The following is a 21,961-nucleotide window of genomic DNA, read 5'->3' as shown; positions in this document are numbered from 1 at the left end:
CGAGGCCGATCCGTTCGAGTCGTGGCAGTCGATAGCGTGGCAATCGCGGGTTCCGGTACACGGGCACCCAGGACGCGCAAGGAATTCACAAGGTTCCGGCGCACAGCAGGTGGGGTCTTACTACGAGCGAGAGGGAACAAGATGAAGCAGAGAGTTTTGGCGTTGGCCATCAACAGGATAGTCTGGGCGGAACTGGCGCTGACGGCCGCACTGGCGCCGCCGGCGTTCGCCCAGAGCCAGCCGGCGCCGGGCGCCGTTGCGATCGCGGATGCGGTCGCGAGCGGCGCGCCCGTGACCGTTGCACAGGCGGGCGGCACGGCGGGCAGCGCCGCCGCACCGGACGCTGCGGCGCCCGATGCAGCACCCGGTGCAGCGGCCGAGGCGACGCCTGCCGCACCCGCAGCGAACGGGCAGGGCAAGGTCGCGCAGATCAAGCGGTTCGAAGTGACGGGCTCGCTGATCCGGCAGGCGGACAAGACGGGTTTCCAGCAGGTGCAGACGATCACGCCGAAGGAAATCCAGGCCAGCGGCGCGGTGACCGTCGCCGACTTCCTGCGCGATGCGGCAGCCAACTCGGCGAACAGCTGGGGCGAAGGGCAATCGGGCAACTTCGCGGCCGGCGCGGCCGGCATTGCACTGCGCGGCCTCTCGGAGAAGTACACGCTCGTGCTGGTCGACGGCCAGCGCGTCGCGCCGTATGCATTCTTCTCGAACAGCGTCGATTCGTTCTTCGACCTCAACACGATCCCGCTCAACGACATCGAGCGGATCGAAATCGTGAAGACGGGCGCCGTGTCGCAGTACGGTTCGGACGCGATCGGCGGTGTCGTCAACATCATCACGAAACACAATTTCCGTGGCCTGCAGCTCGACGGCAGCCTCGGCAGCGCGATCAACGCCGGCAACGGTGACGGCACGATGAAATTCGGCGTGCTCGGCGGCTTCGGCGACCTGAACGCCGACCGCTTCAACGTGACGGCCGCGCTCAGCTACTACAAGTCGAACGGCTTCACGCTGGCCGACCGTGATTCCACGCGCAACCAGGACTTCACGGGCAAGCCGGGCGGCTTCTCGCTGCTCGCGCCGTCGTATTGGAACATGCCCGACGGCAGTGCGCAGGCGCTGACCGGCGGCTGCCCGTTCGGCGGCTCGGTTCATCAGGCCGCGACGAATTCGCTGTCGGCCGGGTTGCCGGGCACCATCTGCGGGTACAACACGGCGGAAAGCACGTCGATCCTGCCGATGACCGAGCGCCTGAACGCGAAGCTCCATGGTGACTTCAAGATCGACGACAAGACGACCGCGTTCGCCGACTTTATGGAGAGCTACAACACGACCACGACCAACGACGGCCTGTGGAACAACGTGATCGGCAACTCGCAGAACCCGGCGCTCGTCTGGAATCCGCAGACGAAGCTGCTGTCGCCGTTCAACTACACGGTGCCGGCCAGCAACCCGTACAACACGACGGGCGCGGCCACGCCGCTCACCTATGCGTTTCCGAACACGGTCGCGCAAAAGACCTGGGCCAACTACTGGCGGGCGGCCGCCGGCATCAAGGGGTCGTTTACGCTGCCGTACGGCGACTGGGACTGGGCGACGTCGGTCAGCCATTCGCAGAGCACGGTGTCGAACGTGTTCACGAACCAGCTGAACGTGAACGCGCTGAACAACATCTACCAGAACGGCACGCTGAATTTCGCGAACCCGGCCGCGACGCCGAACGCATTCAACGGGCTGTTCCAGGAAGCGAACAACCTCGGCATCTCGAAGCTCGACACGATCGATGCGACGCTGTCGACGCCGAACCTGTTCCATCTGCCGGCCGGCGACGTCGGCATCGGCTTCGGCGCGCAGTTCACGCACCAGAGCGAAACGCTGACGCCGGGCTCCGAGTACCTGAGCGGGGCCGTCATCACGCCGGACCTCGAGACGGTGGATGGCCAGCGCAACGTCGCGGCCATCTATTACCAGATCAACATACCGATCATCGAGAACCTGACGTTCAGCCAGGCAGGCCGCTACGATCATTACACCGACGTGGGCGGCGCCTTCTCGCCGCGCTTCGCGCTGCGGTACCAGCCGATCAAGGCGCTCACGTTGTATACGTCGTACAACCGCGGCTTCCGCGCGCCGACCTTCGTCGAGGACAGCAAGTCGCAGACGCTCGGCATCCAGGTCGATCCGGCCACCGGCCAGAACTATACGTCGATCACCGTCGGCAACCCGAACCTCGCGCCGGAACGCACGCGCAACCTCAATATCGGCTTCCAGGTCTCGCCGAGCCGTTACACCGACCTCGGCTTCGACTGGTACAAGATCCGCATCGACAACGTGATCGGCCAGGGCAAGCCATCGCAGGTCGTGACCGACCCGACGACCGGCCAGCTGCTGTACAAGGTGATTCCGTACCAGAACCTCGGCTACCTCGACACGAACGGCTTCGAAGGCACGTTCCGCCAGGGCCTGCCGCTGAAGGGCTGGGGCACGATTACGCTGTCGGGCGACTGGGCGTACGTCAACAGCTACAAGATCGGCTTCCCGGGCGCCGCGCCGGTCAACGGCGCGGGCAACAACTTCACGATCACGCAGCCGTTCGGCGGCAGCTTCCCGCGCTGGCGCGGCAACACGACGCTGGACTGGAACTACCGGAAGTTCGATGCGGCGCTGACGTGGCAGTTCACGGGCCCGTACGCGCAGAACCTGATGCCCGAGCCGAGCAAGGTCGGTTCGTACAGCCAGTTCAACCTGATGGTGACGTACACGGGCTTCAAGAACTGGACGATCTACGGCGGCATCGACAACCTCTTCAACCGCACGCCGCCGTACGACCCGATCTTCGCGAACGGCACGCTAAGCCAGAGCGGGTACGACACGTCGGTGTACTCGTACATCGGCCGGTTCGCGCAGGTCGGCGCGACGTACAAGTTCTGACGGCGATCGCGATGCACTGACAGGCTTTGGACAGGCCGCTCCACGTCCACTACCCCCTTTTCGGGGCGGCCTTTTTTCGCCTGGCGCCACCACGGCCCGCAACCGGGACGCGCGGCGGTGCAGTTCATCCGATCGGGACAGCACGAACCATCCGCGGGACGCGGCCGTATGCGGCGTCCGGCACGGGCATCGATTGCGTGCAGGCTTCACACCCGCACGCTTCCGGACAGACTGACCATGAGACTGTTTAATGGGCGACGGGCAAGCGCGCCGCGCCACTCGCACCTGACGCGCACGCACGGGCGGATGCGAACCGCCACGCGCGCCGCGCTGCTCGCGTGCGCCGTGTGGCTCGTGTCGGGCGGCGTCTTGCCGCAGGCCGCGCTCGCGGTGCCGGCGATCTCGCAATACGACCATCCGAAGTATCCGCCGGGCTTCACGCATTTCGACTACGCGAATGCGGATGCGCCGGACAGCGGCACGCTCCAGTTCGAAAACTACGACGAGGCGCAGAGCTACGATTCGCTGAACCCGTTCCTCGTGCGCGGCGCGCCCGCACCGGACATCAAGAACCTGATGTTCGACACGCTGATGCAGCGCAGCTGGGACGAGCTCGCATCCGAATACGCGCTGATCGCCGACGACGTCGACATCGCGCCTGACGGGCTGTCGGCGACGTTTCACATCAACCCGGCCGCACGCTTCTCGAACGGTGACCCGATCACCGCGGCCGACGTCAAATATTCGTTCGACACGCTGACGAGCCCACAGGCGTCGCCGCTGTACAACGCACAGTTTTCGATCATCAAGCGCGCGGTGGTGGTCGACGGCCACACGGTGCGCTTCGAGTTCAAGCACGCGGAGCGCGACGCCGCGCTGATCGCGGGCGACCTGCCGGTGTTCTCGCCGAAATGGGGGCAGCGCGCGGACGGCACGCGACCGCCGTTCGACCAGATCGCGAACGTACCGCCGATCGCGAGCGGCGCGTACCTGATCGACCAGCGCAGGAATGACAAGCAGATCAGCTACGTGCGTAACCCGCACTACTGGGCAGCGAACCTGCCGTCGCGACGCGGCATGTTCCGCTTCGCGCACGTGTCGTTCAAGCTGTACCTGGATCAATACACGGCGCTCGAAGCGTTCAAGGCCGGCGACATCGACGCGCGCATGGAATACAGCGCGACGCAGTGGGCGCGCAAGTACGTCGGCAAGAATTTTCGCAACGGCATGCTGAAGCGCGGCGAGTTTCCCGACGGCCCCGCGCAGATGCAGGGTTTCCTGATGAACATGCGCAAGCCGATGTTCCAGGACGTGCGGGTGCGGCATGCGCTCGCGCTGGCGTTCGACTTCGACTGGATGAGCCGGATGATGTTCTATGGGCAGTATCGCCGCACCAACAGCTTCTGGGAGGCGAGCCCGTTCGCGGCATCCGGCATGCCGAGCGCGAAGGAGCTTGCGCTGCTCGAACCGTTCCGTTCGACGCTGCCGCCCGAGGTGTTCGGCCCGATGGTCCGGCAGCCGTCGACGCTGCCGCCGAACTCGCTGCGCGCGAACCTGAAGGAGGCGCGCGACCTGCTCGCGCAGGCCGGCTGGCATTACCGCGACGGCGCGCTGCGCGACGCGAACGGCACGCCGATGACGATCGAGATCATCGACGACCAGCCCGGCATGGACCGCCTGATCCTGCCGTACACGCAGGCGCTCGCGATGCTCGGCATCCACGCGTATCTCCACGAGATCGACAGCGCGCTCTACCTGAAGCGGCTCGACAATTTCGAGTACGACATGACGACGTACATTTACCTGCCGGTGACGATTCCGGGTGCGGAGCTGACGCGCCGCTTCGGCAGTGCGGCCGCGTCGCAGCCGGGCTCCGAGAACTATCCGGGTGTGAAGTCGAAGGCGGTCGACGCGCTGATCCGCGCGGCGCTGGCGGCCGACACGCTCGACGATCTCGAGACGGCCACGCACGCGCTCGACCGCGTGCTGATCAACCTGTACGCGCTGATCCCGCAGTACTACCTGCCGAATGCGCGGATCGCGTACAAGGCGACGCTCGGTCACCCGGCGATCGTGCCGGACTCCTATCAATACGAGGACTGGATCATCGACTACTGGTACGTGAAGCAACCGGCGGCGAAACCCGCGCCGGCCGCCTGACGGAGGAACGACGATGCTGGCATACATACTCAGGCGCTTGCTGCTGATGATCCCGACGCTGATCGGGGTGGTGACGATCACGTTCGCGGTCACGCAGTTCGTGCCGGGCGGCCCGGTCGAACAGGTGCTCGCGCAGTTGCGCCACGGCAGTGCGCGCGGCGGGGAGGCGGGCGGAGGGGGCGGCGGCTACCACGGCAGCCAGGGCGTCGACCCGCAGCAGATCGAGCAGATCCGCAAGCAGTTCGGCTTCGACAGGCCGCCGCTCGAACGTTACGTGCTGATGCTGAAAAGCTATGCGACGTTCGATCTCGGCCAGTCCTATTTCGCGCACCGCAGCGTGTGGGCGGTGATCCGCTCGAAGCTGCCGGTGTCGATCACGCTGGGGATGTGGACGGTGATCCTCACGTACCTGGTGTCGGTGCCGCTCGGTATCGCGAAGGCCGTGCGCAACGGGTCGCGGTTCGACACCGTGACGAGCGTGCTGGTGCTGGCCGGCTACGCGGTGCCGGGCTTCGTGCTCGGCGTGCTGCTGCTGATGCTGTTCGGCGGCGGCACGTTCTGGCAGGTGTTCCCGATGCGCGGGCTCACGTCCGATAACTTCGACGACCTGACGCTGATCGGCAAGGCGCTCGACTATCTGTGGCACGTCGTGATGCCGGTGACGGCGTCGGTCGTCGGCAACTTCGCGATCGTCACGATCCTGACCAAGAACACGTTCCTCGAGGAAATCGGCCGGCAGTACGTGCTGACCGCACGCGCGAAGGGCGCGCCGGAGCGCGATGTGCTGTGGAAGCACGTGCTGCGCAACGCGGCGATCCCGTTGCTCACCGGGCTGCCGGCCGCGTTCGTCGGCGCCTTCCTGAACGGCAACCTGCTGATCGAGACGCTGTTCTCGCTCGACGGCATGGGGCAACTGTCGTACGACTCGGTGATCCGCCGCGACTATCCGGTCGTGCTCGGCTCGCTGTTCCTGTTCACGCTGATCGGCCTGCTGACCAAACTCATCGCGGATATCTGCTATGTCCTCGTCGACCCCCGTATCCAGTTCAACCGCCTGGACCACTGACCCGGCGTGCGTCGCGTGTGCGGCCTCGCCGTCGCCGTGGCGGCGCACGTGGCTGCGCTTTCGCGCGCAGCCGCTCGGCTACTGGAGCCTCGTGATCTTCGCGGTGCTGTTCGCGCTCAGCCTCGGGGCGGACCTGCTGTCGAACGATCGGCCGCTGATCGTGCGCTACGACGGGCGCTATTACTTCCCGATCGTGAAGGACTATCCGGAGACGGCGTTCGGCGGCGACTTTCCCGCGATGACGAATTATCTCGATCCGTATATCCGCACGAAGATCGAGTCGCACGGCAACTTCGCGATCTATCCGCCGAACCGTTACCGCTACGACACGATCGACTATTTCGCGTCGCGGCCGTATCCGGCGCCGCCGTCGTCGAGCAACTGGCTCGGCACCGACCAGTTCGGCCGCGACGTGCTTGCGCGGCTGCTGTACGGGTTCCGGCTGTCGGTGCTGATGGCGTTCGCGCTGACCGTATCGGGCGTGCTGGTCGGCGTGCTGACGGGCGCGCTGCAAGGTTTCTACGGCGGCCGCACCGACCTGGTCGGGCAGCGCCTGATCGAGATCTGGAGTGCGCTGCCGGACCTGTACCTGCTGATCATCTTCGCGTCGATCTTCACGCCGTCGCTGTGGCTGCTGTTCATCCTGCTGTCGATGTTCGGCTGGCTCGTGCTGTCCGACTACGTGCGCGCCGAATTCCTGCGCAACCGCGCGCTCGACTATGTGAAGGCCGCGCGCACGATGGGGCTGACCAACGCGCAGATCATGTGGCGCCACGTGCTGCCGAACAGCCTCACGCCGGTGATCACGTTCCTGCCGTTCCGGATGAGCGCGGCGATCCTGTCGCTGACGAGCCTCGATTTCCTCGGCCTCGGCGTGCCGCCGCCGACGCCGAGCCTCGGCGAGCTGCTGCAGGAGGGCAAGAACAACCTCGATGCGTGGTGGATCTCGATCGCGGCGTTCGCGGCGCTGGTGGTGACGCTGCTGCTGCTCACCTTCATGGGCGATGCGCTGCGCAACGCGCTCGACACGCGCACGCGCGGTTCGGCATTCGGCGGAGGGCGGTGATGACGAGACCGTTGCTGCAGATCGACGGGTTTTCCGCGCATTTCGGCGCGAATGCGGCCGTACAGGACCTGAGCCTGTCGATCGGCCGCGGCGAGCGCGTGGCGCTGGTCGGCGAATCGGGGTCGGGCAAGAGCGTGACTGCACTGTCGATCCTGCGGCTCGCGCAGCAGGCGACGCTGTCGGGGCGGATGCTGTTCGACGGCGAGGATCTGCTCGCGAAGACCGAGCAGCAGATGCGCGGGATTCGCGGCGCCGACATCGCGATGGTGTTCCAGGAGCCGATGACGGCGCTCAATCCGCTGTATACGATCGGCAAGCAGATCGCCGAGAGCCTGCGGCTGCACGAGGGGCTGCGCCCGGGCGACGCGCGCGAGCGCGGGATCGCGCTGCTGCGGCGCACCGGGATTCCCGAGCCGGAGCGGCGCATCGACAGCTTCCCGCACCAGCTGTCGGGCGGGCAGCGGCAACGCGCGATGATCGCGATGGCGCTGGCGTGCCGGCCGCGCCTGCTGCTGGCGGACGAGCCGACCACCGCGCTCGACGTGACGGTGCGCCAGCAGATCGTCGATCTGCTGATCGAGCTGCAGGAGCAGGAGGCCGCTTCGCGCGGGATGGCCGTGCTGCTGATCACGCACGACCTGAACCTCGTGCGGCGCTTCGCGCAGCGCGTGGCCGTGATGGAGAAGGGCGTGCTGGTGGAGAGCAACACGACGGCCGACCTGTTCGCGGCGCCGCAGCATCCGTATACGCGCCGGTTGCTCGACAGCGCGCCGCAACGGGCGGTCGAGCCGGTTGCCGCCGGCGCGCAGACGATCCTCGACGTGCAGCATCTCGCCGTCGACTACCGCATCGCGGCGAAGGGCTGGCGCTCGGTGCTCGGCAAGACGACGTTCCGCGCCGTGCACGACGTGCAACTGAGCCTGAAGCGCGGCGAAACGCTCGGGATCGTCGGCGAGTCGGGTTCGGGGAAATCGACGCTCGCGTCGGCCGTGCTCGGCCTGCAGCGGCCGGCGTCGGGCGGGATCGAGATCGACGGGATGCCGCTGGCGTCGCTGCGCACGACGCAGGGCCGGCGCACGCTGTACGGGCGGATGCAGGTGGTGTTCCAGGATCCGTTCGGCTCGCTGTCGCCGCGCATGACGGTCGAGCAGATCGTCGGCGAGGGGCTCGCCGTGCACCGGCCGCAGGTGGCCGGCGACGCGCGGCGGGCGCGGATCGCCGCGCTGCTGCAGGAGGTGGGCCTGCCGCCCGAGGCGATGCTGCGCTATCCGCACGAGTTTTCCGGCGGGCAGCGGCAGCGGATCGCGATCGCGCGGGCGCTGGCGGTGGAGCCGGAACTGCTGGTGCTCGACGAGCCGACGAGCGCGCTCGATGTGTCGATCCAGAAGCAGGTGCTGAATCTGCTGACGAATCTCCAAAAGAAGTACAAACTCAGCTACCTGTTCATCACGCACGATCTGGCGGTGATGCGCGCGATGGCCCACCGGGTCATCGTGATGAAGGCGGGGCGCGTGGTCGAGGCGGGCGAGACGCTCGACGTACTGCACGCGCCATCCCATCCGTATACGCGGGCGCTGCTCGCGTCGTCCATGCTGGCGCCCGAGCGCGGCCCGCAGGAGCAGCAAGAGGGAACCGATGATTGACGAGAACCGGGCGCCGGGCGCCCGAGCCGTGCAGGCAGCGCAGGGGTTGCGCAGCGACGCCGATTTCTGGTCGCTGCGCATCGTCGACGAGACGATCGACGAACACGCGGTGCGCAACGACGTCGCGCAGCCGTTTTCGCGCACGCGCGAGCGCGGTGCGATGCTGACGGCCTGGGCCGGCACGGGCGCCGGCTATGCGGCGACGCCCGACCTGTCCCCGGCCGGGCTGCAGGCAGCGCTCGACATCGCGACCGCGCGGGCCCGGGCCAGCGCGCCGTGGGCGCTGGTCGATCATCGGCAGGCCGCGCGTCCGCAGGCGAGCGGCACCTATGCGTCGCCCGATGTCGATGCGACGCTGCCGTCACGCGCGGAATGGATCGAGCGTCTCGCGCACGAATGTGCGGCGGCAAACCTCGGCGCGCGCATCGTCGAGCGTTCGGCGAGCGTGATGATCGTGCACACCGAGCAGTATTACGTGACGAGCGACGGTGTACGGATCGACCAGCGCTTCCGCTTCCTGATGCCCGAGCTGCAGGCCGTCGCCCATGGCGACGGCGACACGCAGACGCGCTCGCTCGGCCAATCGGGCACGCTGGCGCAGGGCGGCATCGACGTGCTGGCGCGATACGGCTTCGATGGCGCCGGCGCGCGTGTTGCCGACGAGGCGCTGCAGTTGCTCGCCGCGCCGAACTGCCCGACCGGCAGGCGCGACCTGCTGCTGATGCCGGACCAGATGATGCTGCAGATCCACGAGTCGATCGGCCATCCGCTCGAACTCGACCGGATTCTCGGTGACGAGCGCAACTTCGCCGGATCGAGCTTCGTCAGGCCGGAGATGGTCGGCCACTATCAATATGGCTCGCCGCTGCTGAACGTCACGTTCGATCCGGAGCCGACGGCCGAAGCCGCGTCCTACGCATTCGACGACGACGGCACGCCGGCGCGCAAGCAGTACCTGATCCGCAACGGCGTGCTCGAACGGCTGCTCGGCGGGGCGCTGTCGCAGCAGCGCGCGGGCCTGCCGGGCGTCGCCAACTCGCGCGCGTCGAGCTGGAACCGCGCGCCGATCGACCGGATGGCGAACCTGAACGTCGAACCCGGCGACCAGTCGCTCGATGCGCTGATCGCGGGCACCGAGCACGGGATCCTGATGCGCACCAACACGTCCTGGTCGATCGACGACCACCGCAACAAATTCCAGTTCGGCTGCGAATTCGGGCAACTGATCGAGAACGGCCGGCTCACGCAGGTCGTCAAGCGTCCGAACTACCGCGGCATCTCCGCCCAGTTCTGGCGCAGCCTGCGCGCGGTCGGCGATGCGAGCACGTTCGGCATCTACGGCACGCCGTACTGCGGGAAGGGCGAGCCTGCGCAGATCATCCGTGTCGGCCACGCCGCGCCGGCCTGCGTGTTCGCCGGCGTCGACGTCTTCGGAGGCGCGTGATGACGGGATTCGATCCGATGGCACGCCGCGCCGGAATCGACTGGCACGCGTATTTCGCCCGGCTCGCCGACGACGCGCAACGGCTGACCGCGCCAACCGAAACCGTCCTGCTCGGCTTCTCCGGCGAAACGTCCGACTTCATCCGTTTCAACGGCGGCAGGATTCGCCAGACCGGGTGCGTCACGCAGGGGCGGCTGTCCGTGCGGCTCATCGACGGCGCGCGGCAGGCGCACTCGGCGCTGACCGTCTGCGGCGATCCGACAGCCGACCTGCGCGAACTGGCGGACGCACTCGCCGTGCTGCGCGACGGCCTGCGCGATGCGCAGGACGACCCGCACCTGCTGTTCGATACCTCGACGTGGGTGCAGGAAACGCGCCGCACCGGGCGCTTGCCGAATGCGGACGGGCTTGCGCGAATCGTGGCCGAATGCGCGCGCGGGCTCGACTTCGTCGGCTTTTACGCGGGCGGCACGCTGGCGCGCGGCTTCGCATCGTCGACTGGCAGCCGCGGGTGGTACGAGGTCGAGAATTTCAACTTCAGCTGGTCGCTGTACGACCCGAGCGGCCGCGCGATCAAGACCGTCTATGCGGGCGACGACTGGCGCGATGCGGTATTCGCGGCGAAGGTCGACGCGGCCGCCGCGCGGCTGCCCGTGCTCGGCCGCTCGCCGAAGGCGCTTGCGCCCGGGCGCTACCGCGCGTATTTCGCGACGGACGCCATTCACGAGATGACGAGCCTGCTCGGCTGGAGCGGCTTCTCGGCGCGCGCGGTGGCGAGCGCCCGCAGCCCGTTGCATCGCCTGTACGCCGGCGAGGTCGCGCTCGATCCGCGCGTGTCGATCACCGAGGATTTCTCGCTGGGCATCGCGCCGGCGTTCAACGCGGACGGCTACCGGCGCGACAGCGTGCCGCTCGTCGTCGAAGGGCGGGGCACCGGGCAGCTCGTGTGTGCACGCACCGCGCGTGAGCACGGGCGCACGCCGAATGGCGCGGACAATGCCGAAGCGCCGCAGTCGCTGTCGATCGCGGGCGGCACGCTCGCCGACGCCGACGTGCTGGCCGCGCTCGACACGGGGCTCTATGTCGGCAACCTCTGGTACCTGAACTTCTCGGACCCGATCGCGTGCCGGATGACGGGGATGACGCGGTTCGCGACGTTCTGGGTCGAAGGCGGGCGCATCGTCGCGCCGGTCGATGCGATGCGGTTCGACGACAGCTTCTACCGGCTGTTCGGGTCGGAGCTCGAGCAGCTCGGTGCGGCGCCGGCGCTGCTCGCGAGCGACGACACGTACGGCGAGCGCGCCACCGGAGGCGCGCAGCTGCCGGGGCTGCTCGCGCGTTCGTTCGAGCTCACGCTGTAGCGCGTTCGCCGACACTCGCCGATGCCGTCATTCTTCATCGACCGTCCCGTCTTTGCGTGGATCGTCGCGCTCGCGATCGTCGTCGCGGGCGTGCTGGCCATTCCGCAACTGCCGATCGCGCAGTATCCGCGCCTGGCGCCGCCACGGGTCGTGATCACCGCGTCCTATCCGGGCGCGTCGACCGAGACGGTCGATGCCGACGTCGGCAGCGTCATCGAGGAAAGCCTCGACGGCGCCGACGGGCTGCTGTACTACGAGACCAGCAGCGACGGCCACGGCAACCTCGAGATCGACGTGACGTTCGCGCCCAGCACCGATCCGGACATCGCGCTCGTCGACGTCAACAACCGGTTGAAGCAGGTCGAGCCGCGGCTGCCGCAGCAGGTCGTCCAGCAGGGGATCGGCGTGTTCAAGGCGGCGAACACGTTCCTGATGCTCGTCACGCTGACGTCGACCGACGGCACGCGCGATTCCGCGCAGCTCGGCGATTACCTGAACCGCTACGTGCTGCGCGAGCTGAAGCGCGCGCCGGGGGTGGGCGCGGCCGAGCTGTGGGATGCCGACGAGGCGCTGCGGGTCTGGCTCGATCCGGTCAAGTTGCGCGAATACGATCTCGGCGCCGACGACGTGATCACGGCGATCAGCGCGCAGAACGCGACGGTCACCGCCGGCGCGATCGGCGACGCGCCGTTCGTGCGCGGCCAGCAGCTCACCGCGACGGTCGTGGTCAAGGGCCAGCTCACGTCGCCCGAGGAGTTCGGCCGGATCGTGCTGAAGTCGAAACAGGACGGCTCGGTGGTGCGTGTGGGCGATGTCGCGCGCGTCGAGATCGGTCGCGACGACTATTCGTTCTATTCGCGGCTGAACGGCCGGCCGGCCGCAACGGTCGGCATCCAGTTGGGCCCGCGCGGCAACGCGCTCGAAACGTCGAATGCAATCCGCGCACGGCTCGCGGAACTCTCGCGGACGTTGCCGCCGGGCGTCGCGGTCGAGATTCCGTTCGACGGCGCGCATTTCGTCAAGATCGCGATCCACGAAGTCGTGCTGACGCTCGTCGAGGCCGTCGTGCTGGTGTTCTGCGTGATGTGGCTGTTCCTGCGCGACCTGCGCTACACGCTGGTGCCGACCGTCGTGATTCCCGTCACGCTGATGGGTGCGTTCGTCGCGATGTGGGCGCTCGGGCTGTCGATCAACGTGTTCACGATGTTCGGCCTCGTGCTGGCGATCGGCATCCTGGTCGACGACGCGATCGTCGTCGTCGAGAGCGTGCATCGCGTGATGGAGGAGGGCGTGTCGCCGCGCGACGCCACGCGCCGGGCCATGAAGCGGATCGGCGGGGCGATCGTCGGCGTGACCGCGGTGCTGACCGCCGTATTCGTGCCGATGGCGTTTTTCCCGGGCAGCGTCGGCGGCATCTACCGGCAGTTCGCGGTGGCGATGATCGCGTCGATGCTGGTGTCGTCGTTCATGGCGCTGTCGCTCACGCCCGCGCTGTGCGCGAACCTGCTGAAGCCGGTCGCGCGGCACGATCGCGGCGCCGGCCGTGCGCGGCGACGCGGCATCGGCGCGCGTCTGGCCGACCGGTTTGGTACGGCTTTCGCGCGCGCCGAAACGGGTTATCGCCGCGTCGCCGTGTTTGCGGTGCGCCGCACCGGCATGGTCGTGGCCGTCTATGTGGTGCTCGTGATCGGGTGCGGGCTGCTGTACTGGATGATGCCGGGCGGTTTCCTGCCGACCGAGGACCAGGGGCAACTGCAGGTGATGATCCAGTTGCCGGCGGGCGCCACGCAGGCGCGCACGCTCGCGGTCGTCGAGCGGGTGGAGGCCATCCTGCACGGGGAGCCGGCGATTGCGAACGTGACGAGCGTGATCGGCTGGAGTTTCGTCGGCAGCGGGCAGAACGTCGGGATGGCGTTCGTGGAACTGAAGGACTGGGCGAAGCGCGACGTCGATGCGATGGCGTTGCGCGACCGGCTCAACGGGCGGTTCAGTGCGATCCTCGACGGCGACGTCGAAGCGGCGCTGCCGCCGTCGGTGCGCGGCATCGGGCATTCGGACGGCTTCACGTTCCGGCTCGAGGATCGAGGCGGGGTCGGGCTCGATGCGTTGAAGGCGGCCCGCGAGCAGCTTGCCGAGCGTGCGAAGGCGAGCCCATTGCTCTCGGCCGTGCATTTCGAAGACCTGCCGGATGCACCGCGTATCGAGCTTGATGTCGATCGCGCGAAGGCGTATGCGCTCGGCGTGCCGTTCGAGCGGATCGCGGGGCTGCTGGGCGGCACGTTCGGCTCGAACTACATCAACGACTTTCCGGCGTCGGGCCGGATGCGTCGGGTGATCATCGAGGCCGATCCGGTTGCACGCGCAACCGATACGCAGCTAATGGCGCTGACGGTGCCGAACCGCACCGGCGACATGGTGCCGCTGTCGGCCATTGCCGCGCCGCACTGGACGATCGGACCGGTGATGCTGAACCGGTACAACGGCTATCCGTCGCTCGACATCAGCGGCCGGGCGGCGACCGGCACGAGTTCGGGCGCGGCGATGGCGGAGATGGAGCGGCTTGCCGCTGCGCTGCCGGCCGGGATCGGCTTCGACTGGGTCGATGCGGCGCGCGAGGAGCAGGTTGCCGCGCGGCAGACGCCGCTGCTCGTCGGGTTGTCGGTGCTCGCGGTTTTCATGGCGCTGGCCGCGCTGTACGAAAGCTGGACGATTCCGCTGTCCGTGCTGACGATCGTGCCGCTCGGCATGATGGGTGCGATCGCGGCGGCGCTCGCGCGCGGCATGCCGAACGACGTGTATTTCAAGGTCGGGATGATCACCGTGGTCGGGCTGGCGGCGAAGAACGCGATCCTGATCGTGCAATACGCGCGTGATCTGGTCGTGCATGGCGTGTCGTTGCGGCAGGCGGTGGTCGATGCGGCCGCCGCGCGATTCCGGCCGATCGTGATGACGTCGATGGCGTTCTTGCTGGGCGTCGTGCCGCTCGTGCTGGCAACGGGCGCGGGGGCGGAAAGCCGACGGTCGATCGGCACGGGCGCGTTCGGCGGTGTGCTGGCGGCGACGGTGTTCGGGCTCGTGTTCGCGCCGGTGGCGTTTCGGGTCGTGGCGTCGGTCGGGCGACGCGGCGGGCGTAGGGCGATGACGAGATGGACCAAGACAGTACAAGACGATCTGCCTGCTGATCCGAGCCGAACGCATCGCTCGCCATGAAGCCGCAACCCGGCATCACGCCGCCAGTCTAGTCGGACACGGCGACAAGAAAAACCTGCCGAATCGGGACGCGAGGCAGGTCAAAATTCACGGGCCGATTGCTATGTCACTCGGCAAGCGAGCAATCGGAACAGCCCGACGTTGGCAACGGTTCGGCGCGAAATCATACCCGAAGCGTCCCGACGCGACGCTCGGTGCCCCTGGGTACCAGATGTGGCTTGCTCCTGCGGAAGACTATGCGGGCGTGACCAACAGGGCGGCGGCGGTAACTGCGACGGGTAAGGCCCCCAGCGTGCTTCAGTCTTATCGGACTGGTGATCCAATATACGGAATCGCTGTTCCAAAAGATGCGGTTTCTGTACGTCTTCCTGCAGCAACAGATGGGGGGCTAACGAGCATTGGCGACCAGGGGGATATACAGGTGTTCAGAATTCGAAGACGGGGGAATGGACGAGTAGTAACGTCAGAGAAGTGATCACAGATGGCGGCAAGCCAATGCCGGAAGGCTCAGTATTTTTTGAGATGAATCCAGATGGAAGCTGGACTCCAATTAGGAGATTTTGATGTCGTGCGAAAAGTGTAGAAACTTTGGCGGAACAAGCTCTAACTATGAATCCCTGGGTATAAATATTTCCAGGCATGCGGAGCTGTACCGGTGCAAGAATTGTGGTCAACTTCTCGAGATCGTTGCGGAAGCTCGAGTTCCGTACTTTCTTACGCTTGAGCAGGCTGAAGAGCACTTTCCGGATGCTCGCAAAGAGCTCCAGAAGATTGCGTCGGGGAAGTGAGAGGTCGAAGCCGCGGGAGCCGTGCTCGGGTCAGTTGCCTGGTGCGGGTGATGTATCTCGCGGTTTATCTACGCTGGCCACACGACGTCTGCAGGCGAAATATCGTATTTGACATAATCAACATTATCGCTTTTTCGCACTGTAGTGGCTAGATTGAAATGTCCGCTTTTGGCTACATAGAAATGTCCGCTTTCGGGCCGCGTAAGCTGACCGGCCGCCGGGTGTCCGGCGCCGGAGGCTGCAATGGCTGCAACGGAGCGGATCACGATGACGATGCGGGAGCTAGACAGGTTCAAGGTCATTCAGGACGTAGCGGACGGCAAGCTCAAGCCATGGCGTGCAGCGGAACGGCTGGAGTTGACGACACGCCAGGTTCGCCGACTGGTCGCCCGGCTTCGTGAGCACGGCGCGGCGGGATTGGTGTCGGGACACCGAGCGAAGCCCGGCAACCGCCGTCTCGACCCGGGAGCCGCCGACCGGGCGCTGTCGATCATCCGTGACCGCTACGCCGATTTCGGGCCGACGTTGGCCTGCGAGAAGCTCTGGGAATGTCACGGCATTCGGCTGGCCAAGGAAACGGTCAGGAAGCTGATGACGGATGCTGGGCTCTGGATTCCGCGGCGGCAACGCCCCCCGAAGGTCTACCAGCCACGAGCGCGTCGTGCGTGCCTGGGTGAACTGATCCAGATCGACGGCAGCGACCATCGATGGTTCGAGGAACGGGCGCCGGCCTGCACGCTGCTGGTGTATGTGGATGACGCGACGAGCCGGCTGATGATGCTGCACTTCACGCAGACGGAGTCGACCTTCAGCTACTTCGAGGCAACGCGGGCGTACATCGAACGCCATGGCAAGCCGGGAGCGTTTTACAGCGACAAGGCCAGCGTGTTTCGCAACGTGAAGCCGGGCAAGACTGGCAATCGCGTGACGCCGTTTGGCCGGGCGATGTACGAGCTGAACATCGACACGTTCTGCGCGAACAGCAGCTCGGCCAAGGGGCGCGTGGAGCGAGCGCACCTGACGTTGCAGGATCGGCTGGTCAAGGAGATGCGATTGCGCGAGATCAACACGGTGGCCGACGCCAACGCTTACGCGCCCTCCTTCATGGCCGCCTACAACACGCGCTTCGCGAAGCCGCCAAAGAGCGACTTCAATGCGCATCGGCCGTTACGGACCGACGAGAGCCTGGAGCGGGCGCTGACGTGGCGTGAGCCGCGGAAAGTGACGAAGTCGCTCACGGTTCAGTACGACCGGGTGATGTACTTGCTGGACGATACGCCGGTCAACCGGAAGCTGATCGACCGGCAGATCGAGGTGTGGGAGTACCCGGATGGACGGATTGAACTACGGGCTGACGACCGGGTATTGGACTACAGACAGTACGATCGCCTAACCGAAATCGATCAAGGCGCAGTCGTGGAGCACAAGCGCTTGAGTCATGTGCTGGAGGTCGCGCAAGCGCTTCAGGCGCAACGTGATAACAGCCGAATTGGCAAAGCGCCGTCACGAACGCATCGCGGCGACTCAACCCGGACCGATCGAAACGAACCCCAAGCGGGCAAGAAGAAGCAACGCGAGATCACGCAGGCCGACGTCGAGCATGTGATCGTGGAGCTGGCGCAACGTCGGCAAACCGCAAAGCCGCCAACCAAACCTGGCCGTCGGTCCGCAAAAGCTGGAGAAACAAACGTGAGCGCCCTGCCCGTTCAGGCGCCGACCTTCGACATTGCGTAACGCTCAAAACGAGGAAAAAGACGCAGCAAAACCAACCTCAAAACCGGACATTTTTAAATAGCTGGAAGGTGGACATCTGAATCCGGGTATGACATTGGTTGTAGCGGCCATATCCTAATGTCGTGTTCGGGGGTGCGGCGGAATTCTTGGGCTATCAGGAGCTAGTCCATGTACTCATACGAAGAACGCATCCGAGCAGTCAAGCTCTACTTGAAGCTTGGAAAGCGCCTTACCGCGACCGTTCGTCAACTAGGCTATCAACCACGTCATTGGATGCAGCGCCTTGACGCCACAAGACCACTCGAAGAAAACGAAGGCAGGCGTAATGCAGGCCTCGTCCCCACGGCCGTTGGCCCTGAGGCGATGCCGATCCATGATATTCAGTCATGTAACTTTCGTTGTATCCATTTGACGATTCGCCGACGAACCAATCACCTCCGGTGACCCTTTCCCTCGTTCGAGCAAAGTCGGCATTTTCCGATTAGATCGTGAAGAAATGGGCGACGCCCGCCAAGGCCGTTCCTATGGCGACGCCGAGCGCGCACACAACCCCTATTTCCCACCGCCTCCGCTGGGCGATGGCCCGGCGGATCGGTCCTTTATTTACGACGCCAGGTGCAATGAAGTAGACCGTAGCGCCTCGCTCATCGTGAACGGTACGCACGGTTCCGGCGTCCAGCGCCGTCGCCAGGGGCGCCGGCATTGGCAAGTAGGTCGCTAGTATCCAACGAAGCGTTTTCATCGGGGTTTTCCGTTACTTGAGCGCGTGAAGCAAGCAGCGCGAGTTCTGATCCACCGGCCCGTTCACTGCTGTACATCCCACGAGGTCGCTGCAATTTTTCTGAGCAACCGCGTTGGGTCCACCGCCGAGCGTGACGCGAATACCCCGGAGCGTCACGTTCTGGTCAATGACCGGGCAATGCTTCTGCTGCGAAAAGGGGCTTCTTGTGCTCATGACTTTTTCCGCTGTCCATGCTGCACCTTGTTCACGCCGAGGCGGTAGTTGTTGTCGATCCACCGCCTCGCCCACTCGATGCCGCGCTCGTAGGCTTGCCATCGATAGACTCGATTCCCCAAGTCAGTGAAAATGAACCGCTCGCTCCCACGAGAAACGATCACACCCAATGCGAAGAGTCGTTGCTTAGCAAGGCGAATCGGCGAGGCCTCGATTTGCCAGCCCTCATGCTCCGCGAATCGGTTCACGCGTTTCATGTATTCGTCCGGTCGTTTTCGGGTTCAGTCTTCCAGACGTCTGTCGCCGACTTTCAAATGCGGGTCGGTGACACAGCGATTCATCAGTCGCTTCGCATGGAGAATTGCGAAGTCTTTCACTTGGTCTAACGTCAGGCGATCGACGTTGAAAGTAAGGCTGACTGAAACTGAGCTTGTCGGGCCATCGCTCCCGGGTCGCCCCTCCACAAATTCGACTTCGACGCGGGCAAATGAGCGCAGATCGCCCTCAGAGCCGGGAGTTATGGTCAGCTTTCGCACGCTTGCCGCGGACCCTTGCGGAACCTCTTGATCATCGTCTGTCATGTGCCTAATCTGGTTGTTTTCCTAGTCGTTGCCCGCTTTGCCTGAGGCATCGGCTTTGACCTCAGGATTTTCGGCGGGGAGCCTTTGCTTAGCTTTCGCCGGGCGCGGATGCCGCGACGGAATACGCGTCGCGATCTCAAGGACGGACTTTCCGCTGATCACGGTCCGAGCTATGAATTGTTCCAATGCTGCAAGCAACTTGCTGAACTCGATTTCGTCAGGGGACCATCCGCGATGAGCCGCGGCATTTCCGGCATCCGCCACAACAGCAAGTACATCCGCCTCGGTCTCCCCAACAAAGCCGCGATCCCTCAAGCCTTGGACCTTCTTCTCGAGGGGCAAACCAGGGTCAATATTTAGAAGCTCCGTCACCCGATCGAGCGCCGTACGCAATCCCACCGCAGCAAGAATGAATGCGCTCGCAGCCTGTGCTTCGTATGTCTGCATCAGGATCGTAGCGAGCGTGGGGTCCACGCTCGACAAGTTCCAGATCCAGTCTGGCCTGTTACTGCGCTTTTCTGGCATCGGATACGTCGTAACGGTGACAGGGTGGTAGAACTGTTGCGCCCCGTCGGCACCGAGTCGAAAATCCCAGTCCTCGGTATCCCAACTGCTTCGCCAGTAGAAGACTGTATCGCAGCCTAAGCATTTCAGAAGGCGATGGTCGATCTGCCCGCTGGATGAGTTGCGCTCGTCACTCCACTCCCACGGCTCGTCGAGCATGCCGTGAACGCTGCAATTACGTTCACCGTCACATCGAGGACAATGTGCCTTGAGCATCTCCATCCGGCTTTCTCCGCTTTCAGATCACTTTTTGACGGCGCTTACTGCGGCGAGGTACTGGTCCCATATCCCCGACTCCACATCAGAACGCGCGGTCTTCACGAGTTCTTTCAGTGGATCAAGATCCGCAGCCATAGTCGCCGAGATTCCGTCTAGCTTGGTGACGGAGTAGACGTAGCCGTTGACAGGCTTCCCCACGCTATCGGTCGCTCGCACGACAAAGCGCTCACCATCGTCGTAAAGTCGGACATGAACGGTCGCACCTTTGTGATGGAAGGTATCAAGAATCATCATCCATTTGCTCCTGTTTTCCTATCTAAGAACGGTCTCGTCTTTCGACGGCCGGTCATAGCCAACTTCAATGACCCGATGCCGCTTCTCAGTGGCGCTCAAATACCACTCGTTCCAGAAGCTACGCTCGGCCGCGAAGGTGTGATACTTGATGTGATTGGGCACTTGAAGTCCGAGGGCCGCCAAATCGCCCGTCGTCCTGTCAATCACACGTACCTCGCAGTCAGCGTTCCAACGCGATCCGAATGTCTGGATTTCAATCGCGTATTGCTCCAAGAACTTGAGCCAGCTCTCCGGTGTTTCGAAATACTCCAATAGCCGAACATAGGCTCGGCTATTGTCCTTGATAGTCGGCTTCTTGAACCCGTGTGTCGTACGAATGTTCGCGTTTCCCCTCTATCGCTTCCAGTAACCGCTGACGTCCACGGTATCAGCTCCGGCATCACGCCAGCCACGCATTTCCGCGCGCAGCAGATCCATGAGCGCTTGCGTGGCTTCGTCCTGCATGTGGCGGCCACGCGCCGGGGAATTTTCCTTGGTGCCGGCCACGCCGGCGTTTTCCTATCCGTTCAGCGTGCAGCTCGAGGCGCGAATCGCCCGGCGCTCTGCCTTGTTGATTTCCTCATCGGGCCCGACGTTGCGCAGAAGTGTCAGCGTGATTCGATGGCCCACTGACACCGCCTCCGCGAGAGCGCGGTGCACACGCCGGAAGCCGTCCGGTTTGCTCTTACGATACGCCATGCCGGCGATCAACCTACGCACATTTCTTTCGTAGTGACGCAGGGGTCGCTTGCTTCCCCGCACCGCCTTGCCAATGTGGCGCGCGAGTAAGTCGCCCGTCCGCGAATCGTGGATCTCCCATTGATAGAGCAATGGCTTTGCGTCGTCGACACCGTCGCGGATCACCTCGAAGTCCATCACACATCCTTAGCCTGGTCAGACCGCTGTTTGCCATGGTGCCGGCCGCGCCGGCGGATCTACCAGCCCGTAGCCGGACCGGCGTATTTCCCGTTCTGTATTGTCGGCGCGAGCGGCGACATCAAATCTTGATGCATTTTGTGCAGCGCGGGCTCAGACCGGCTTCCCGGCGTCTACACGTGCGGTGATTGCGAGTACAACCTTCCAGGTCCGGCGCCTGTGGCAATTCTGCATCCAGAACATCGCTATGCGTTACAGGGCAGTACGACTCTGCTTCTCGCAGTCGGGCTTTCTGCCAAGCCAACGTTCCGATTGGAAGTTGTGCCGCTTTTTTCGAAGTGGACATCATTCTCTCTCCATTTTTATCGGTTTGCCGACGAGATCCTTCGCCTACCTGAACATCGAACCTAGCTTCATTGCCGTTTTCCGTTGTCAGCGAAGCCAGCCGTAATGACGCATGGCTTCCTCAATTGCCAGCCGCCACCGGGGCGGGCAAGGCTTCACTCGCTCCCCTGTCCGAGTCCCTCGGAGTGGGAGCCCGTTCAATTCCTTGACGTGCGCGATCCAGCACGTCTGCGCAACGATGCCATGCCGCTGCTTCACGATCGTTTGTATGTCCTTGCAGCTGGCCACATCGTCCTCACTTGCCTGTGTTTTCCGTTGGGTCAGCTCAGAAGCGTGGCTAAGCCCTGGCAGAGTGCTGCGGCGCTTGCTGCCAACGCTGCCCACCGGTTCCAGCGTGCTTGTTCAAGACCCGTAGCGAACGGGTTAACCAATTTGCCACTGCCAGACTGCATTGCGATGCTGCCGGGAATGAAGCCATTTTCATCAGCAGGAGGATCGACATGCTCAACTTCGACCCGCGTTGACCAAAACCACAATACAGCGGCAACGAAGGCCGCAATCGCAGAAACGATGTTGAGGAGGTGAGCGATCATTATTTTCCGTCGTATCAGTTGCCAGGGGTAATCCTCTCGATTTGCTGCTCGGCTTCCTCTGCGTTGTCAGCAAAAAACACGGGGCTCAT

The 21,961-nt window shown here is 64.6% G+C and carries 17 protein-coding genes; 9 read left to right on the top strand and 8 right to left on the bottom strand.

Translation table 11 applies throughout. The features are described from left to right. Positions 1-141: 141 nt before the first annotated feature. The 9 genes from CFB39_RS09450 (at position 142) to CFB39_RS09410 (ending at position 17,406) form a co-directional block, all read left to right on the top strand. Complete coding sequence (locus tag CFB39_RS09450) at positions 142-2,934, top strand: TonB-dependent receptor (protein ID WP_089472860.1); 2,793 nt, start codon at positions 142-144, stop codon at positions 2,932-2,934. Positions 2,935-3,240: 306 nt separating this feature from the next. Continuing rightward, the gene (locus tag CFB39_RS09445; RefSeq protein WP_089472859.1) at positions 3,241-5,094 is read left to right on the top strand and encodes an extracellular solute-binding protein; all 1,854 of its coding nucleotides are present in this window, start codon (positions 3,241-3,243) and stop codon (positions 5,092-5,094) included. Positions 5,095-5,107: 13 nt separating this feature from the next. Then, entirely contained in the window at positions 5,108-6,160 is a 1,053-nt protein-coding gene (locus CFB39_RS09440; protein WP_089472858.1) for a microcin C ABC transporter permease YejB, read from the top strand. After that, positions 6,114-7,226, top strand: coding sequence for an ABC transporter permease (locus CFB39_RS09435; protein ID WP_089472857.1), 1,113 nt, complete (start codon positions 6,114-6,116; stop codon positions 7,224-7,226). The genes CFB39_RS09440 and CFB39_RS09435 overlap by 47 nt, the downstream gene beginning before the upstream one ends. Further along, positions 7,226-8,869: an ABC transporter ATP-binding protein gene (locus CFB39_RS09430; protein WP_089472856.1), complete on the top strand. Its 1,644-nt coding sequence runs from the start codon at positions 7,226-7,228 to the stop codon at positions 8,867-8,869. Before CFB39_RS09435 ends, CFB39_RS09430 begins: the two co-directional genes overlap by 1 nt. Next, entirely contained in the window at positions 8,862-10,313 is a 1,452-nt protein-coding gene (locus tag CFB39_RS09425; RefSeq protein WP_089472855.1) for a TldD/PmbA family protein, read from the top strand. Before CFB39_RS09430 ends, CFB39_RS09425 begins: the two co-directional genes overlap by 8 nt. Beyond that, positions 10,313-11,674, top strand: a complete 1,362-nt coding sequence (locus CFB39_RS09420; RefSeq protein WP_089472854.1) for a metallopeptidase TldD-related protein — start codon at positions 10,313-10,315, stop codon at positions 11,672-11,674. The genes CFB39_RS09425 and CFB39_RS09420 overlap by 1 nt, the downstream gene beginning before the upstream one ends. A gap of 21 nt (positions 11,675-11,695) precedes the next feature. Beyond that, the gene (locus tag CFB39_RS09415; protein ID WP_256991382.1) at positions 11,696-14,884 is read left to right on the top strand and encodes a multidrug efflux RND transporter permease subunit; all 3,189 of its coding nucleotides are present in this window, start codon (positions 11,696-11,698) and stop codon (positions 14,882-14,884) included. A 1,031-nt stretch (positions 14,885-15,915) separates the two neighbouring features. Continuing rightward, positions 15,916-17,406: an ISNCY family transposase gene (locus tag CFB39_RS09410; protein WP_089472853.1), complete on the top strand. Its 1,491-nt coding sequence runs from the start codon at positions 15,916-15,918 to the stop codon at positions 17,404-17,406. Between the two features lie 754 nt (positions 17,407-18,160). Here the strand turns inward: CFB39_RS09410 and CFB39_RS39295 are convergent. The 8 genes from CFB39_RS39295 to CFB39_RS39285 all read right to left on the bottom strand — a co-directional run bounded on the left by CFB39_RS39295 (position 18,161) and on the right by CFB39_RS39285 (position 21,872). Beyond that, on the bottom strand, positions 18,161-18,361 hold the full coding sequence (locus CFB39_RS39295; protein WP_144030248.1) for a hypothetical protein: 201 nt from the start codon (positions 18,359-18,361) through the stop codon (positions 18,161-18,163). Beyond that, complete coding sequence (locus tag CFB39_RS09395; protein WP_089472850.1) at positions 18,358-18,618, bottom strand: hypothetical protein; 261 nt, start codon at positions 18,616-18,618, stop codon at positions 18,358-18,360. Before CFB39_RS09395 ends, CFB39_RS39295 begins: the two co-directional genes overlap by 4 nt. A gap of 24 nt (positions 18,619-18,642) precedes the next feature. Next, positions 18,643-18,942, bottom strand: coding sequence for a hypothetical protein (locus CFB39_RS39290; RefSeq protein WP_144030247.1), 300 nt, complete (start codon positions 18,940-18,942; stop codon positions 18,643-18,645). Between the two features lie 21 nt (positions 18,943-18,963). Continuing rightward, entirely contained in the window at positions 18,964-19,728 is a 765-nt protein-coding gene (locus CFB39_RS09390) for a DUF4145 domain-containing protein (RefSeq protein ID WP_089472849.1), read from the bottom strand. 21 nt (positions 19,729-19,749) lie between these two features. Then, on the bottom strand, positions 19,750-20,019 hold the full coding sequence (locus CFB39_RS09385; RefSeq protein ID WP_089472848.1) for a hypothetical protein: 270 nt from the start codon (positions 20,017-20,019) through the stop codon (positions 19,750-19,752). A 393-nt stretch (positions 20,020-20,412) separates the two neighbouring features. Beyond that, the gene (locus CFB39_RS40170; protein WP_179257661.1) at positions 20,413-20,565 is read right to left on the bottom strand and encodes a hypothetical protein; all 153 of its coding nucleotides are present in this window, start codon (positions 20,563-20,565) and stop codon (positions 20,413-20,415) included. Positions 20,566-20,577: 12 nt separating this feature from the next. Further along, complete coding sequence (locus CFB39_RS09375) at positions 20,578-20,934, bottom strand: hypothetical protein (RefSeq protein ID WP_089472846.1); 357 nt, start codon at positions 20,932-20,934, stop codon at positions 20,578-20,580. A gap of 665 nt (positions 20,935-21,599) precedes the next feature. Next, on the bottom strand, positions 21,600-21,872 hold the full coding sequence (locus tag CFB39_RS39285) for a hypothetical protein (protein WP_144030246.1): 273 nt from the start codon (positions 21,870-21,872) through the stop codon (positions 21,600-21,602). Positions 21,873-21,961: the final 89 nt, after the last annotated feature.

The sequence above is a fragment of the Burkholderia sp. AU6039 genome, from assembly GCF_002223365.1.
GTDB lineage: Bacteria > Pseudomonadota > Gammaproteobacteria > Burkholderiales > Burkholderiaceae > Burkholderia.
The sequence above is the reverse complement of the archived record's forward strand: the minus strand, read 5'-3'. Positions and strand labels throughout refer to the sequence as shown.

What these genes read in the sequence shown, in the direction of transcription:
- CFB39_RS39290 (WP_144030247.1), bottom strand. Translation starts at nt 18,942, where the DNA reads ATGACAGACGATGATCAAGAGGTTCCGCAAGGGTCCGCGGCAAGCGTG.
- CFB39_RS09410 (WP_089472853.1), top strand. Translation starts at nt 15,916, where the DNA reads ATGGCTGCAACGGAGCGGATCACGATGACGATGCGGGAGCTAGACAGG.
- CFB39_RS09425 (WP_089472855.1), top strand. Translation starts at nt 8,862, where the DNA reads ATGATTGACGAGAACCGGGCGCCGGGCGCCCGAGCCGTGCAGGCAGCG.
- CFB39_RS09415 (WP_256991382.1), top strand. Translation starts at nt 11,696, where the DNA reads ATGCCGTCATTCTTCATCGACCGTCCCGTCTTTGCGTGGATCGTCGCG.
- CFB39_RS09420 (WP_089472854.1), top strand. Translation starts at nt 10,313, where the DNA reads ATGACGGGATTCGATCCGATGGCACGCCGCGCCGGAATCGACTGGCAC.
- CFB39_RS39295 (WP_144030248.1), bottom strand. Translation starts at nt 18,361, where the DNA reads ATGAGCACAAGAAGCCCCTTTTCGCAGCAGAAGCATTGCCCGGTCATT.
- CFB39_RS09390 (WP_089472849.1), bottom strand. Translation starts at nt 19,728, where the DNA reads ATGGAGATGCTCAAGGCACATTGTCCTCGATGTGACGGTGAACGTAAT.
- CFB39_RS09395 (WP_089472850.1), bottom strand. Translation starts at nt 18,618, where the DNA reads ATGAAACGCGTGAACCGATTCGCGGAGCATGAGGGCTGGCAAATCGAG.
- CFB39_RS09385 (WP_089472848.1), bottom strand. Translation starts at nt 20,019, where the DNA reads ATGATGATTCTTGATACCTTCCATCACAAAGGTGCGACCGTTCATGTC.
- CFB39_RS09440 (WP_089472858.1), top strand. Translation starts at nt 5,108, where the DNA reads ATGCTGGCATACATACTCAGGCGCTTGCTGCTGATGATCCCGACGCTG.
- CFB39_RS09430 (WP_089472856.1), top strand. Translation starts at nt 7,226, where the DNA reads ATGACGAGACCGTTGCTGCAGATCGACGGGTTTTCCGCGCATTTCGGC.
- CFB39_RS39285 (WP_144030246.1), bottom strand. Translation starts at nt 21,872, where the DNA reads ATGATCGCTCACCTCCTCAACATCGTTTCTGCGATTGCGGCCTTCGTT.
- CFB39_RS09435 (WP_089472857.1), top strand. Translation starts at nt 6,114, where the DNA reads ATGTCCTCGTCGACCCCCGTATCCAGTTCAACCGCCTGGACCACTGAC.
- CFB39_RS09450 (WP_089472860.1), top strand. Translation starts at nt 142, where the DNA reads ATGAAGCAGAGAGTTTTGGCGTTGGCCATCAACAGGATAGTCTGGGCG.
- CFB39_RS09445 (WP_089472859.1), top strand. Translation starts at nt 3,241, where the DNA reads ATGCGAACCGCCACGCGCGCCGCGCTGCTCGCGTGCGCCGTGTGGCTC.
- CFB39_RS09375 (WP_089472846.1), bottom strand. Translation starts at nt 20,934, where the DNA reads ATGGACTTCGAGGTGATCCGCGACGGTGTCGACGACGCAAAGCCATTG.